Genomic DNA, 14,006 nt, shown 5'->3' with positions numbered 1-14,006 from the left:
CGGGCCGCGTGAGCGCATGGTCTTCAGCGCCGCGCAGCTCATCCGGCGCGACGGGGTGGGCGCGACCGGGATGCGGGACGTGGCGGAGCACGCGCAGGCGCCGCGCGGCTCGCTCCAGCACTACTTCCCGGGCGGCAAGGAGCAGTTGGTCAACGAGGCGGTCGCCTGGGCCGGGCGGTACGCGGGCCGGCGCATCGACCGCTTCCTGGCCGCGATGGACCCGCCCACGCCCAGCGGGCTGTTCGCCGCGATGATCGGGCAGTGGACGGACGAGATGGACGCCATGGGCTACGGCTCGGGCTGCCCGGTGGCCGCCGCGACCGTCGACTGCTCGCACACCGCCGCGTCCACCCGGGCGGCCGCCGCGGACGCCTTCGCGACCTGGAACGCGCCCGTCGCCGGCGCCCTCACCGCCATGGGCGTCCCGGCCGAACGCGCCCCCGCCCTCGCCACCCTGATGATCAGCACCCTGGAGGGCGCGCTCCTGATGGCCCGCGCGCAGGAGGACGTAGGCCCTCTGCGTACGGTGGTCCGCGAACTCGGGCCGCTGCTGGACGCGGCGGTGGTCCCGGCGTCCGGTGGCTGAACCGGGGCGGAGGGAGCTGGCCGGGGTCTGCTCCGGACCGGTTGGCGGGGGGTGCCGGTGACCGGGCCGCTGCAGGACGCGGCAATGGTCCCGGCGTCCGGTGGCTGAACCGGGGCGGAGGGGGGCCGATGCGGACTGATCGGCGGGGCCGGCGACCGGGCCGCTGATCGCGCGGGCCGACGCGTACGCACGCCTGGGGGCTCGTCTCCAGGCGGTGCGCCGATCAGGCCAGCGGCACCGCCGCGCCCGACACCCGGACCCGCGGGTCGCCGGGCCGCAGCTCCACCCGCAGCACGCCCGGCCGGCCCAGGTCCTCGCCCTGGTGGAGGGTCAGGTGCTCCGGCACCGGGCCCAGCTCCCGCAGATACGCGCCGAAGGCCAGCGCCGCGGCTCCGGTGGCCGGGTCCTCCACGACCCCGCCCACCGGGAAGGGGTCCCGCACGTGGTAGACCGCCGGGCTCTGGCGCCAGACGAGCTGAAGCGTGGTCAGGTCCAGGGCGGTCATCAGCGCGGTCAGCCGGGCGTCGTCGTAGTCGAGGGCGGCCAGGCGCGCGCGGGTGGCGGCGGCCAGCACCAGGTGCCGGGCCCCGGCGTAGGCGATCCGCGGCGGGAGGGCGGGGTCGAGGTCGGCGGCCGCCCAGTCCAGCGCGGCCAGCGCCTCCGCGAGGTCGTCGTCCGCGATCGGTTCGGTGTACGGCTCGACGCCGGTCAGGGTGGCGCGCAGCACGCCGTCGCCGCCCGCCTCGACGCTCACCGGCACTTCGCCCGCCACGACCCGGAAGAGCAGGTCACCGGGCCCGGTGCGCTCGGCGACGGCCACCGCGGTCGCCACGGTCGCGTGGCCGCAGAACGGGACCTCGGCCTTGGGGCTGAAGTAGCGCACATCCAGGGTGCGGCCGTCCGCCGCGGTGACGAACGCCGTCTCCGAGTAGCCCACCTCCGCGGCGATCGCCAGCATTTCGTCCGCGCCGAGACCGGCGGCGTCCAGCACCACCCCGGCCGGGTTGCCGCCGGCCGGATCGCTGGAGAAGGCGGTGTAGCGCAGGACCTCGGGCCCGCCGCCCCGCCCCGCGCCCTCCGCGCCGCCGGAAGCCTTCGCCGTACCACCGGAAGTCGTCATGACCGAGCCAACCCGATCGGCCGCGACGCCATTCCCGTGGGTCCCTGGACCCGTGGACCCGCAGCCCCGTCGTACCGGGCCCGCCGCGAACCCCCGGGCGGCCGCGGCACCGTGCGGGCCGGGTCGGGGCGTGATACGGATGGCGGTGGCCCCTGCTCCCGGCGCTTGCCAAACCCGGAGGTCCGTGATGCCGTACGCCGAGCCCCTGACTCCCGAGCAGATCGACGAGCGCCTGGCCGCGCTGCCCGGGTGGGCCGTGTCCGAGGACGGCCGCACCCTGTCCCGGACCTACCGCCTGCCGCACGTGCGCGCCGCGATCTTCGCCCTCCACATCGCCGGTATCCAGGACGAGTTGAACCACCATTCCGACCTGACCGTGGGCTACGACACCCTGAACGTCGCCGTCACCACCCACGCGGCCGGCTCCCGCCTGACCACCAAGGACTTCGACCTGGCCACCCGCATCGCCGCCGTCGCCCCGGGGCACGGGGTCGAGTAGCGGGCCCGCGGGCGGCCGCGGCGCTCACCGGAAGATCCAGGGCCGAAAGATCCGCGCGCCGAAAGATCCGGGCGCCGAATTTCAGTCGACTCCCGGGTACGTCACCCCGATCCGGGTGCGGATCGTGTCGAGGGTGCGCATCACGGACAGCGAGCCGTCGAGGGGGAGCAGGGGGGATTCGGTGCGGCCCTCGCGCAGGCAGCGCATCACCTCGGCGGCCTCGTGGCGCATGCTGGAGCGGTCGGTGTCGGAGGGGGAGACGTCGGCCAGGTGGACGGTGTGCGGCTCGTGGCCCGGGCGGTGCAGGACGAAACGGTCGGCGTGGAAGAAGCCGTCGGGTATCTCGATCCGGCCCGCCGAGCCGGCCACCAGCGCGGGCGCGCCCGTGTCGGTGGTGAAGGAGCAGCTCAGCGAGGCGACGGCGCCGCTGTTCCAGCCCAGCGCGATGGCAGTGTTGTCGTCGACCCGTTCCGGGGTCAGGTGCGCCCAGGCGGCCACGTGGTCCGGCTCGCCCAGGAAGAGTTGCGCGAAGGAGACCGGGTAGACGCCGAGGTCGAGCAGCGCGCCGCCGCCCTGGTCCGGGTCGCGCAGCCGGTGGGTGGGCGCGAATTCACCGGGGAAGCCGAAGTGCGCCGAGACATTGCGGACCTCGCCTATCGCGCCCTCGGCCACCAGCGCCACCATGTGCCGTATCAGCGGATTGCAGTACGTCCACATGGCCTCCATCAGGAACAGGCCGCGCGAGCGCGCGAGGTCCACCAGTTCCCGCGCCTCGCGCTGGTTCAGGGTGAACGCCTTCTCGCACAGCACCGCCTTGCCCGCCTCCAGGCACAGCTCGGCGGCCGCCCGGTGCGCGGAGTGCGGGGTGGCCACGTAGACCACGTCCACCTCGTCGTCGGCCGCGAGCTCCGCCCAGCTGCCGTACGCGCGCCCGATCCCGTACCGCTCGGCGAACTCCTTGGCCGCCTCCTCGCTGCGCGAGCCGACCGCCGTGACCTCGGCGTCCGGCATGCTCAGCAGCGCCTCGGTGAAGGTTGCCGCGATTCCACCGGTCGCCAGGATGCCCCAGCGGACCTTCCCGTAGCGTTCGCTCATACCGGGCTCCTCGATTCGTTCGTCGCCGCCTAGGACGCTGAAAGAATAGGGAACGATTCAATTACTTCCGATGGGAGTACCCCCGTGCAGGACGCCGGGCCGAGTTCACCCGCGCCCCGACCGACCGCTCCAGCCGTCCCTTCAGCCCCGTCCGCCCCTATCGCCCCCACCGGAACCGCCCCCGCCGCGCTCGCCCCCGCGCACCGCACCGGACCGCTGGTCACCCTCGTGCTGGGCGGCCTGACCGCCCTCCCGCCGCTGTCCATGGACATGTACCTGCCGGCGCTGCCGCAGGTCACCACGTCCCTGCACAGCCCGGCCGCGACCGTTCAGCTCACCCTCACCGCCTGCCTGGCCGGCATGGCCCTCGGCCAGCTCGTGATCGGCCCGCTCAGCGACCGCTGGGGCCGTCGCCGCCCGCTGCTGGCCGGCATGCTGATCTACGTCCTCGCCACCGCCGCCTGCGCCTTCGCCCCCTCGGCGGTCATGCTGATCGTCGTCCGGCTGATCCAGGGCCTGGCCGGCTCGGCCGGCATCGTGATCGCCCGCGCGGTGGTCCGCGACCTGTACGACGGCGTGGAGATGGCCCGCTTCTACTCGACCCTGCTGCTGATCTCCGGGGTCGCCCCGATCATCGCCCCCACCATCGGCGGCCAGATCCTGCGGCTGACCGACTGGCGCGGCATATTCGTCGTCGTCACCGTCATCGGCGTCCTGCTCACCGCCGTGGTCTGGCGCAGCCTGCACGAGACGCTGCCGCCCGAGCGGCGGCACGCCGGTGAGCTGTCCGGCACCTTCGGCGCGATGCGCACCCTGCTCGCCGACCGGGTGTTCACCGGGTACGTGATCGCGGGCAGCTTCGGCTTCGCGGCCCTGTTCACGTACGTGTCCGCCTCCTCCTTCGTTGTCCAGGACGTCTACGGCGCCTCGCCGCAGACCTTCAGCCTGCTGTTCGGCCTGAACTCGGTCGGCATCGTCGCCGTCGGCCAGCTCAACGGCAAGGTGCTGGTCGGCCGGGTGGACATGGACAAGGTGCTCGCGGTCGGCCTGCTACTGATCGGCGGCGCGGTCAGCGCCCTGGTGCTGCTGAGCACCGGCGTCTTCGGCCGGGCCGCGCTGTGGGAGATCGCAGCCGGGCTGTTCGCGCTGATGGCGTCCCTGGGCCTGGTGCTGCCCACCACCAACACCCTGGCGCTGCTGCGCACCAAGAAGAACGCCGGCTCCGCCTCCGCGCTGATCGGCACCTCCTCCTTCCTGGTCGGCGCGGTGATCTCGCCGCTGGCCGGAGTGGCCGGCGACGGCACCGCGGTGCCGATGGCGATCACCCAGCTCGGCTGCGTCATCGTGGCCGTGACCGCCTTCGCCGGGCTCTGCCTGCGCGGTCGGCGTACGGTGGAGGGACCGTAGACCATCGGGAGGACGAAATGTCCGATGTTGCGGACGAAAGCAAGTGGGCTTTCAAAACCGCCGACAGTTGCCTGCACACCGGGGGCGAGCACATGGTGGACCCGGAGGATCTGGTCCGGGCCTCCGGCCGCGAACCCACCCCGGAGCTGATCGAGAAGGCCCGCAGGGCCCTGGAGGAGCATGGTCCCGCCGCTGTCGAGAGGTACCTGCCCTGAGCAGGCAGGACTCGACTCCGACGAGCTGAGCCGGATCGTTCCCGAACTCGACCGGTGGCTGTCGCCCGCCGCCGGCGAGCCGGCCCGCCCGCACCCCTGGTGCGCGGGCGCCGTCGTGCTCGCCGGCCGCGGACCCGCGGTGGCGCTGCACGAGGCGTTGGGCTGGGCTGTCCGCTATCGCGGATACGACGCGGCCGCCGACCGCGGCGTCGCGCTGCCCGCGGACGAGCGGGTGCCGATGCGGCCGGACACCGTGTTCGACCTGGCCTCGCTGACCAAGCTGTTCACCGCCGCGGCCGCCGTCCAGCAGGTCGAGCGCGGCACCCTCGCCCTGGACGCGCCGGTCGCCGACGTCGTACCGGAGCTGCGGGCCGCCGCCGCGCACGGCATCACGCTGCGCCACCTGCTCACCCACACCTCCGGCCTGCGCCCCGAGCTGCCGCTGTACGACCTGCCAGGGCCCGCCGAGCGGGCCCGCGCGCTGGCCGGGGAAGAACCCCTCACCCCGCCCGGCGCCGCCCGCCGCTACTCCGACCTCAACCTGCTGCTCACCCAGACACTGCTGGAACGGGTCACCGGCCGCCCGCTGGACCGGCTGGTCGCAGAGGGGATCACCGGTCCGCTCGGCATGACCGACACGCGGTGGAACCCGCCCGCCTCCTGGCGCCCCCGGATCGCCGCCACCGAGGACCAGCGCAGGCCCTGGGGCAAGCTGGACCGCGGCATGGTGCACGGCGCGGTGCACGACGAGAACGCGTACGCCCTCGGCGGCGTCGCCGGGCACGCCGGGCTGTTCTCCACCGCCTGGGACCTGGCCCTCTTCGCCCGCGCGCTGCTCGACGGCGACGCCGGGATCCTCGCCCCCGCCTCCGTCGACCTGCTCTTCGGCCGCGCCCCCGGGCCCGACGGGCGGCCCGCCGCCGCGCTCGGCTTCGAGACAGACCAGGAATGGTTCATGGGCGAACTCGCCGGGCGCGGCGCGGTCGGCCACACCGGGTTCACCGGTACGAGCCTGGTGCTCGACCCGGACAGCGGCGCGTTTCTGATACTGCTCGCGAATTCCGTGCACCCCACGCGCACCTGGCCGCTGGGCAGCGCTCCCCGGGCGGCGGCCGCGACCCGGCTGGCGCGGGCGCTGAAGTAGGCCGCCCACGGTTCGCCGGATCGGCCGCGGCGGAAGAGCCGTGGCTCAGCGGAAGACGCCCGTGTGCCCCAGCGAGTAGCGCCCCGGCTGCGGGTACACGCACAGCCCGTGCGGGCCCGCCCCGACCGGGATCTTGGCGAGGGTTCGGCCGCTCGTGGTGTCGATGGCGTACACCTCGCTGTCGTACCGGCCGGACAGCCACAGCACCTTGCCGTCCGCCGACACCCCGCCCATGTCCGGGCTGCCGCCGCCGTCGATGTGCCACTTCGCGGCGAGCCGCCCGGTGGCGAAGTCCAGCAGCGAGATCGATCCCTCGCCGCGGTTGGAGATGTACATGTACTTCGAGTCGCGGCTGACGTACAGGCCGTGCGCGCCCTTGCCGGTACGCAGCAGCACCGGCTGCGCGAAGGTGTCGCCGTTGAGCACCCACACGCCGTCCGCCACCATGTCCGCGACGTACCACGTACGGCCGTCCGGCGCGATCTTCACGTCCTGCGGCATCGCCCCCTCGTACGGCAGCCGCTGCTGCCCGACGATCTCCATCCGAGCGGTGTCCACCTTCAGCAGCTCGCCGGAGAACTCGCAGCTGACGATGAAGTAACGCCCGTCCGGCGAGAAGTCCGCGTGGTTGACGCCGTAGCAGCTCACCGGCAGCACTTTGCGCACCGCCATGGTGTGCGGGTCGCGGAACACCAGCTGCCGGTCCAGCGAGGCCATCACCACCGCGTACTTGCCGTCCGGCGTGAAGTACAGGTTGTACGGGTCGTGCACGTCCACCGGCTTGCCCGCCTCGCCGGTGGCCGGGTCGATCGGGGTGAGGCTGTTGCCCACGTCGTTGTTGACCCACAGCGTCCGCAGGTCCCAGGACGGCACCACGTGCTGCGGCTGGCGGCCCACCGGAATGGTCTCGATGACCTTGTACGTCGCCGGGTCGATCACCGACACCGTGTCGGACTCGGTGTTCGGCACGTAGACCCGGGACGGGAAGTCCCGCACCACCGGGGACAGCACGTTCGGCCGGTCGGCGGCGTACAGGTCGTGCGGGTCCAGCGGTGAGGGCATGCCCGGCAGGCCGGGCGCGGCCGGCTCGGGGCGGACCGGGACCGCCCGGTGCGTGCTCGTCGGGGCGGGGGCCGGCCCCTGCTCGTGGTCGGCACCTCTTCCCGTACCGCAGGCGGTGGCGAGCAGGGCCACGGACGCGAGCAGGGCGGACGACAGGTAGCGGCGCATCAGGTCAGCAGCTCCGAGGTCGTGACCGCGCGCAGGCCGCGGCGGTGCAGGTCGGCGAGGATTCCGGGCAGCGCGGCCAGGGTGCCGGGGTGCCCGAAGTGCAGCGAGACCACTGATCCGGGCCGCACCTGCCCGGCCACCACGGCACGCACCTTCGCCGGGCCGGGGTCGGTCCAGTCGAGCGAGTCCACGTCGTACGACAGCACGTGCGGGTAGCCCGCCTGCCGGGCCAGCCCCACCACCAGCGGCGTGGTCAGCCGCGCCTGCGACGGGCGGAACCACCGGCCTCGCGAGCCCGTGAGGCCCTGCAGCTTCTCCGCGCACCCCTCGATCTCGGCGCGCGCCTGTGCCGCGTCCAGGGCGCCGATGTCCACGTGCCGCTGCGTGTGGTTCCCCAGCTCGTGCCCGCCGGCCAGGACCCGGCGGGCCATCGCCGGGTGTGCGTCCAGCCACGTGCCGACGGCCATTACGGTCAGGTGTGCGCCGGCCTTCTCCGCGGTCGTGAGCAGTGACTCTGCGAGGGCCGGGTCGCCCTGGCCGTGAAAGGTGAGGGCCACTTTGTGGCTGGTCCGGGGGCCGTGCTCGATCTGGTCGGGCAGGCCGGGAGGGAGGTGCCCGGGGTGTGTCCGCGAAGACTGTGGGGGTGTGTTCGCGCGTGCGGGCCGCGCGGCCGCCGCCGACACATGGCCGCCCGCGCCGCCCGCGCACCCGGCCAGGGCGGACCCCGAGGCGGTCACGAGCAGGGCGCGGCGGGAGATCGGGGGCAGGCTCGGCGTGGACATCGGGCACACTTTAGGGCTCTATGTCCGGCTTGGTGCTTCGGCTCGGCGCGGTGGGGTGCGGGGCCACCCGCTTGGGGGTGCGGGTACGCCGTATCGGGGTCGGGGCCTCCGGGGTGGGGGTCCGAAATCTCATATTTACGGGCCTGGCGGCCCACAAATATAAGTCAGCATTTCGGACCCCCACCCCTCCGGCCCCTCCCGGGCGTCAAGGGGTGCCGGTTTCGCTTCCCGCCGTTCGGATGCCGCTGTTGTCGGAGCCGGTGAGTTGCGTGGGGGTGGTGTGCGGTCCGTGGCTACGGCGCGGTCTCAATGGGGTGGTGGCGTTGGGGGAGGAGCGGTCAGGTGGTGGGACTCGTCCGACCTCCAGGCCGAACAATCCGCGAGGCGTGCCATGACCCAGGGATCAGCGGTCAGTTCGGTGGGCAGGCGCGTGTCCGCGTCGATGAACGCCCCCGCCAGTTGTTCGGCGGTCAGGTGTGTGGCGTCCCGCAGGTCGGCTCCGCCCAGATCCGCCTGGAGCAGGTCTGCCCCTTGCAGGAGCGCCTCCCGCAGGTCGGCTCCGGACATGGGGACGTCGAAGAGCCGGGCGCCTATCAGGAACGCCTGCCGGAGATCGGCTCCGTTCAGGATGGAGCCCCGTAAGTCGGTGCCTCGCAGGTCGGCTCCTCTGAGATCCGCTCCGGTCAGGAACATGGGTGACAGCCGTGGTGCGGCATCGAACTCGAAGCCGCGCAGGGACAGCCCGATCAGCACCGCACCCCGCAGATCGATCCGTCGGGGCTCACGCCGATCCGGGCGACGTGCGAGGACGTCGACTGCCGCTTGAACGTCCTGCGGAGGCTGCGTTCCCCAAGCGGGCATGGGGCGGTCGGCGTTCCGCTCCTCGGGCAGGACGGTCGTACGTGCGAGCGCGGCGTTCGTGTGATTGCGGACGTAGGCGGCCAGGACGCTCACCACGGCTGTGTGGTCCTGGGGCGATTCGGCAAGCACGTGCTCCAGGCTGTAGATGCCGCCCATACGGACCTCCAGCTCCGGCGAGGCCAACTGTTCCACGGCGGCACGGAACCGCTCGGTGACCTGCCCCCGGCGGGCCAGTACGTAGGTCCTGGCGGTGTACCCCAGTCCCGCGAAAACAGTGGCGCCGGCGAAGGCCGCGAGGACCGTCTGACGCACGGCGTTCACCGCGTCCGCCTGGTCCCTGCCCCGCAGCGACCGGACGCTGTTCCCCGCCAGCAGCCACGACACAGGACCCAGGATGACCAGCACACCGCCGATCACCCCCAACGCGCCGAGGGCGACCCCGAGCGCCGAGCGATGGCGCACCAGCCACGCACCTGCCTGTCGAGCACCCCTGCCCACGTATCGGCGAAGCAGCACGTCACCTTCCCCCGGCGCCGAGGGCGGACATCAGGGTGTCGATCCGCAGGCGCAGTTCGTCGTAAGGCGTGTCCGTCACGACGCACAGCGTTCCATGGCAGACGCATGGGGGGCATGGAGTTTCCGGTGGGATGCGGGATGGCGTCCGGGCGGTGCCTGGCATCATGTGGGGCCGGTGAGGGGGGAGTCGGGGTGCGGGGAAGCGGGGCGGGGCGGACGGGGTTCCGGGTTGCGTTGGGGCGGTTGCGGGGGGCGCAGAAGAGTGCCAAGGGTGTCTCGTTGTATTCGCGGTACGTGAATCGGCCGGTGGGGAGGGTGCTGGCGGCCGGGGCGAGTTGGGTGGGGATGACGCCCAATCAGGTGACGGTCGTGAGTGCCGTACTCAGTTATGGGGCGGTGGCCGCTGTGGCGTTGGGGCGGCCTTCGTATCCGCTGGCGGTGGGGGTGTGGGGCGGGCTGGCGCTGGGGTTCGCGTTCGACGCGGCGGACGGGCAGTTGGCGCGGTTGCGCGGGGGTGGGAGTGCGGCGGGGGAGTGGCTGGACCATGTGGTGGACTGCGCCAAGATCGTGGCGGTGCACAGCGCCGTGCTGATCACGTTCTACCGGCATTTCGAGTTGCCGGGGGACGGCTGGCTGCTGGTGCCGCTGGGGTTTCAGTTCGCCGCCGTGCTGATTTTTTTCGGTGGGCTGCTCACCGACAAGCTCACGCCGAAGGGGGCCGGGTCCGGGGGGCAGCCGGCGTCCGGAAAGGTCACGCTGCGGGCGGTCGCCCTGCTCCCGGTCGATCACGGCGTGTTCTGCGCGGTATTTCTGCTGCTGGGCGATGAGCGGGCGTTCCGCTGGGCCTACACCGCGCTCTTCGCGGCGCACGTACTCTTCCTGGCCGCCTTCCTGAGCACCTGGTTCCGGCGGCTCAGCGCGGTGCGGCCTCTCCCGTAGCGGCCGGGCCCGGGCCGGCCAGGGCGTCCAGGGCCCGGCGTAATTGGGTGCTGGAGGTGTGCACGGTGTACGGGAAGTAGACGACGGCGACGCCCACCGAGGCCATGTCCCGCTCCAGTTGGCGACCGCGGTCGGTGCCGCGCCAGTCGTCGCCCTTGAACAGGACGTCGAAGCGGACCTGGTGCCAGGTCGCCAGCTTGTCCGGCACGGTCTCGACGAACGCGTCGTCCACGTAGCGGACGCTGCGGACGATCTCCAGGCGCTCGACGAGCGGCACCACGGGGCGGCGGCCCTTGGCGAGTTCGGCCATCTCGTCGGAGACCACTCCCGCGATCAAGTGGTCGCAATGGGCACGCGCGTGGCGCAGGATGTTCAGGTGACCGACGTGAAAAAGGTCGTAAACCCCCGGCGCGTACCCCACCCGGTGCGTCACCATCAGCAGGACCCCCAGCCGTACAACGCTTGTCGGCGTGTCGGAGTCTAAGGGGTGAACGGTCCGGCCGGGCGGGTACGACGTCGGAGTACGGGCACGCGTACGGAGACGGGGCGCGGGAAGGGGCGATGGCGTGGATCGGTCCGGTACGCGACGGCGATTACTGCTGGTCTCCACCAACTACGCGCCGGAGCACGCCGGGATCGGGCCGTACGCCACGCAGATCGCCGAGCACTGGGCGGACCGCGGCGACGAGGTGCACGTGCTGACCGGGATGCCGCACTATCCGGCCTGGGTGCTGGACCCGGCGTACGCGGGCGTGAGGCGGGTCACCGAGCAGCGCGTCGGGGTGACCGTGCACCGGCGCCGGCACACCGTACCGGCCCGGCAGACCGCGCTGACCCGGGCGATGTTCGAACTGTCGGTGCTGGCCGGGGCGTTGCGCCGGCCGCCGGAGATCGACCGGCCGGACGCGGTGGTCGCCCAACTGCCCAGCCTGGCGGGCGGGATCGCGGCGGCACGGCTGGCCCGCAGGTTCCGGGTGCCCTTCGTGCCGATCGTGCAGGACCTGATGGGCGCCGCGGCCCGGCAGAGCGGCATCCGCGGCGGCGGGCGCGCGGTGGCCGCGGTGGCCGGGGCCGCCGAGCGGTACGTGCTGGCCCGCGCGGACCTCGTCGGCGTCATCCACGAGACCTTCGCCGGGAAGGTGGCCGCCCTCGGGGTGCCGCCCGAGCGGATCCGGGTGGTGCCCAACTGGTCGCATGTGCCCGGCCCTTCGCGGCCGCGCGAGGAGACCCGGGCCCGGCTCGGCTGGCGGCCGGGCCGTGTCGTCCTGCTGCACAGCGGCAACATGGGGCTCAAGCAGGGGCTGGAGGTGCTGGTCGAGGCGGCCCGCCTGGACCCGGGGGTGCGGGTGGTGCTGATGGGCGACGGCAACCAGCGCGAGCACCTGCGGTCGCTGGCCGACGGACTGGCCAACCTGGACTTCCTGCCGCCGGCCGCCGAGGAGGACTTCCCCGAGGTGCTGGCCGCCGCCGACGTCCTCGTGGTCACCCAGCGCGCCTCGGTGCTCGACATGAGCGTGCCGTCCAAGCTCACCTCGTACTTCGCCGCCGGCCGCCCGCTGGTCGCCTCGGTCGCGGCCGGCGGCGGCAGCGCGGCCGAGATCACCCGCTCCGGCGCCGGGGTCATCGTCCCCCCGGAGGACCCGCGCGCCCTCCTGGACGCCGTCCACGCCCTGGCCGGCGACCCGGAGCGCGCCGCGGCCCTGGGCGAGCGCGGACCGGCTTACGCAGCCGCCCACTTGAGCCGCGCGGCCGGCCTGGCCCGGATCGACGCCCTGCTCGCGGAGGCGCTGGGTGAGGAGCCGGGGCCGGAGCCCGAAGGGGAGCCGGAGGCGGCGGGCGGCGCGGACTCCGGCACGACGGGCGGTCCGAACGGTCCGGACGATCAGGATGCGGCGTCCGGCGGTCACGACCGGTCGCCGGGGCGCTACCGTACGGACGCGGGCGGCAGTGACGGCCGGACGCGCGGCGGCGGTGGAGCCGAGGACACCGGGGCCGCGCCGGGGACGATCGAGGGGGCGGTGGGGAGATGACCGGCGACGGGCACGGCGGTACGGACGGGACGGACGCCCTGGCGCCGGACGAACCCGACCTGCTGCGCGACCAGTTCCGGCAACTGCTGCGCTACCGCGCGCTGATCGCCGCCGGGCTGCTGATCGGCCTGCTCGGCGGCGCGCTGCTGGCCCTGGCCGGCGCCCACTCGTACAGTGCGACCAGCGAGATCATGGTGCGGGCCGCCACCACCGACCCGTTCGCCACCGGCGCCACCGCCGACAAGGGCATCAACATCGGCACCGAGCGGCAGAACGCGCTGAGCAGCACGGTGGCCGCGACCGCGGCGGCGAAGCTCCGCGAGCCCGCCACCCGCCTGACCCACTGCCTGAACGTCACCAACCCGCCCAACACCCTGGTGCTGCGCTTCACCTGCTCCGCGGACAGCGCCCGGCACGCCGCCGACTGGGTCAACGCGCTGACCGCCGCCTACCTGGGCAACCGCGAGGCGCAGACCAAGTCGGTGATCACCACGATGATCTCCGGCTACCAGGCCCAGTTGACCCCGCTGGTCAAGCAGCGCAACGACCTGCTCGACCAGATCCAGAAGGCCACCGACCCGCAGGTGGTGGGCACTCTGGTGTCCGTCCAGACGAACCTGCTGACCCGGATCACCGAACTCAACGGCGACATCAGCAGCCTGCGCGCCCTGGACACCACTCCCGGCGTGGTCATCCGGCCCGGCACCGTGCCCGCGGGCCCGGCCGGCCCGGGACCGGCCCTGCTGCTGGGCCTGGGCGGCGCGGTCGGCATCGCGCTGGGCCTGCTCGCCGCATGGGTGCGGCTGGTGTTCGACCCGTCCGTACGGTCCGAGGCGGAGGTGGTACGCGCCCTGGACGCGCCGGTGCTGGGCACGCTGCCCCGGACCGGCTGGGACCCGGCCGAGCCGCTGGCCGAGGGCGACGGGCGGCTCGCCGAGGAGTACCGGGCGATCGCCTTCCGGATCAGCCACGACAAGCGGTTCGCCGAACGGCGCCGGCTGCTGGTGGTGGCCCCGCGCGGGGTCGGCTCGGCCGCGGCGGGCGTCGCCGTCAACGTGTCCGCGGCCTTCGCCGAGATGGGCATGGAGGTGCTGCTGGTCGAGGCCGACCTGCGCGATCCCTCGCTGGCCGCCCGGTTGCGCGCAGCCGAGGGCGCCAGGACCGCCTTCGCCCGCGGCCCCGCGCCGGGCGAGACCGGCTGGCCGGCCGGCCTGCACGTGCCCATCGACGCGGGCGAGTCCGGGTCGTTCGACCTGGTGCCCGGCCGCCGGGTGCGCAACGTCGCCCGCGCCCTGACCTCCGCCGCCGCCACCCGCCTTTTCGCCGAGGCCGACGAGCCCGGCTCCGCGGTCGTCGTCCTCGCCCCGCCCGTCCTCGGTTACGCCGACGCCCTCGCGCTGGCCGACCGGGTCGAGGGGGTCCTGGTGGTGTGCGACCCGCGCGCCGTGCACCGCACCGACCTGGTACGGGTCCGCGAGATGGTCGAGGCGGCCGGTGGCGGCGTCCTCGGCGCGGTCCTGCACCCCCCGGAGCCGGAAGCCGCCGGCCGCCGTTTCGGCCTCGCCGTGATCCTGTCCTGTCC

At 73.6% G+C, this 14,006-nt stretch carries 13 protein-coding genes and 1 pseudogene; 8 read left to right on the top strand and 6 right to left on the bottom strand.

What is annotated here, in order from left to right; all coding sequences use genetic code 11:
* The first annotated feature begins 16 nt into the window (after positions 1 to 16).
* Positions 17 to 586, top strand: a complete 570-nt coding sequence (locus ITX44_RS25785) for a TetR/AcrR family transcriptional regulator (RefSeq protein WP_205359780.1) — start codon at positions 17 to 19, stop codon at positions 584 to 586.
* 223 nt (positions 587 to 809) lie between these two features.
* Here ITX44_RS25785 and ITX44_RS25780 read toward each other — a convergent pair whose 3' ends face one another.
* Positions 810 to 1,706 (bottom strand): PhzF family phenazine biosynthesis protein, encoded by an 897-nt coding sequence (locus tag ITX44_RS25780; RefSeq protein WP_205359779.1) that lies wholly within the window; start codon positions 1,704 to 1,706, stop codon positions 810 to 812.
* A 187-nt stretch (positions 1,707 to 1,893) separates the two neighbouring features.
* On the opposite strand from ITX44_RS25780, the gene ITX44_RS25775 reads away from it, so the two are divergent.
* Positions 1,894 to 2,205, top strand: coding sequence for a 4a-hydroxytetrahydrobiopterin dehydratase (locus ITX44_RS25775; RefSeq protein ID WP_205359778.1), 312 nt, complete (start codon positions 1,894 to 1,896; stop codon positions 2,203 to 2,205).
* Positions 2,206 to 2,286: 81 nt separating this feature from the next.
* On the opposite strand, the gene ITX44_RS25770 is transcribed toward ITX44_RS25775, so the two are convergent.
* Positions 2,287 to 3,300: a Gfo/Idh/MocA family protein gene (locus tag ITX44_RS25770; protein ID WP_205359777.1), complete on the bottom strand. Its 1,014-nt coding sequence runs from the start codon at positions 3,298 to 3,300 to the stop codon at positions 2,287 to 2,289.
* Positions 3,301 to 3,384: 84 nt separating this feature from the next.
* Between ITX44_RS25770 and ITX44_RS25765 the strand changes: the two genes are divergently transcribed.
* The 3 genes from ITX44_RS25765 to ITX44_RS25755 are packed head-to-tail and all read left to right on the top strand — an operon-like array spanning position 3,385 to position 6,066.
* The gene (locus ITX44_RS25765) at positions 3,385 to 4,707 is read left to right on the top strand and encodes a Bcr/CflA family efflux MFS transporter (protein ID WP_205359776.1); all 1,323 of its coding nucleotides are present in this window, start codon (positions 3,385 to 3,387) and stop codon (positions 4,705 to 4,707) included.
* Between the two features lie 17 nt (positions 4,708 to 4,724).
* Entirely contained in the window at positions 4,725 to 4,922 is a 198-nt protein-coding gene (locus tag ITX44_RS25760) for a hypothetical protein (RefSeq protein ID WP_205359775.1), read from the top strand.
* Positions 4,888 to 6,066 carry a serine hydrolase domain-containing protein gene (locus tag ITX44_RS25755; RefSeq protein ID WP_205359774.1) on the top strand — a complete coding sequence of 393 codons (1,179 nt, stop codon included), beginning with the start codon at positions 4,888 to 4,890 and terminating at the stop codon, positions 6,064 to 6,066. Before ITX44_RS25760 ends, ITX44_RS25755 begins: the two co-directional genes overlap by 35 nt.
* Positions 6,067 to 6,111: 45 nt before the next feature.
* On the opposite strand, the gene ITX44_RS25750 is transcribed toward ITX44_RS25755, so the two are convergent.
* The 3 genes from ITX44_RS25750 to ITX44_RS42765 all read right to left on the bottom strand — a co-directional run bounded on the left by ITX44_RS25750 (position 6,112) and on the right by ITX44_RS42765 (position 9,401).
* Positions 6,112 to 7,296 (bottom strand): YncE family protein, encoded by a 1,185-nt coding sequence (locus tag ITX44_RS25750; protein ID WP_205359773.1) that lies wholly within the window; start codon positions 7,294 to 7,296, stop codon positions 6,112 to 6,114.
* Positions 7,296 to 8,078, bottom strand: a complete 783-nt coding sequence (locus ITX44_RS25745; RefSeq protein ID WP_205359772.1) for a polysaccharide deacetylase family protein — start codon at positions 8,076 to 8,078, stop codon at positions 7,296 to 7,298. Before ITX44_RS25745 ends, ITX44_RS25750 begins: the two co-directional genes overlap by 1 nt.
* A gap of 306 nt (positions 8,079 to 8,384) precedes the next feature.
* Positions 8,385 to 9,401 (bottom strand): pentapeptide repeat-containing protein, encoded by a 1,017-nt coding sequence (locus tag ITX44_RS42765; protein ID WP_205359771.1) that lies wholly within the window; start codon positions 9,399 to 9,401, stop codon positions 8,385 to 8,387.
* 297 nt (positions 9,402 to 9,698) lie between these two features.
* Here ITX44_RS42765 and ITX44_RS25735 point away from each other — a divergent pair, with 297 nt between their 5' ends.
* The gene (locus tag ITX44_RS25735; protein WP_236061612.1) at positions 9,699 to 10,394 is read left to right on the top strand and encodes a CDP-alcohol phosphatidyltransferase family protein; all 696 of its coding nucleotides are present in this window, start codon (positions 9,699 to 9,701) and stop codon (positions 10,392 to 10,394) included.
* Here ITX44_RS25735 and ITX44_RS25730 read toward each other — a convergent pair.
* Positions 10,369 to 10,830, bottom strand: coding sequence for an FAD synthase family protein (locus tag ITX44_RS25730; protein WP_205359770.1), 462 nt, complete (start codon positions 10,828 to 10,830; stop codon positions 10,369 to 10,371). The genes ITX44_RS25735 and ITX44_RS25730 overlap by 26 nt on opposite strands.
* 163 nt (positions 10,831 to 10,993) lie before the next feature.
* Between ITX44_RS25730 and ITX44_RS25725 the strand changes: the two are divergent.
* Positions 10,994 to 12,205: pseudogene (locus ITX44_RS25725) on the top strand (glycosyltransferase family 4 protein); the annotation flags it as partial.
* Between the two features lie 215 nt (positions 12,206 to 12,420).
* The coding region (locus ITX44_RS25720) for a CpsD/CapB family tyrosine-protein kinase (protein WP_205359769.1) at positions 12,421 to 14,006 on the top strand (1,586 nt) is incomplete at its 3' end.

The organism is Actinacidiphila acididurans, assembly GCF_016918855.1.
In the GTDB taxonomy this organism is placed as follows: Bacteria; Actinomycetota; Actinomycetes; order Streptomycetales; family Streptomycetaceae; genus Actinacidiphila; species Actinacidiphila acididurans.
The sequence above is the reverse complement of the archived record's forward strand: the minus strand, read 5'-3'. Positions and strand labels throughout refer to the sequence as shown.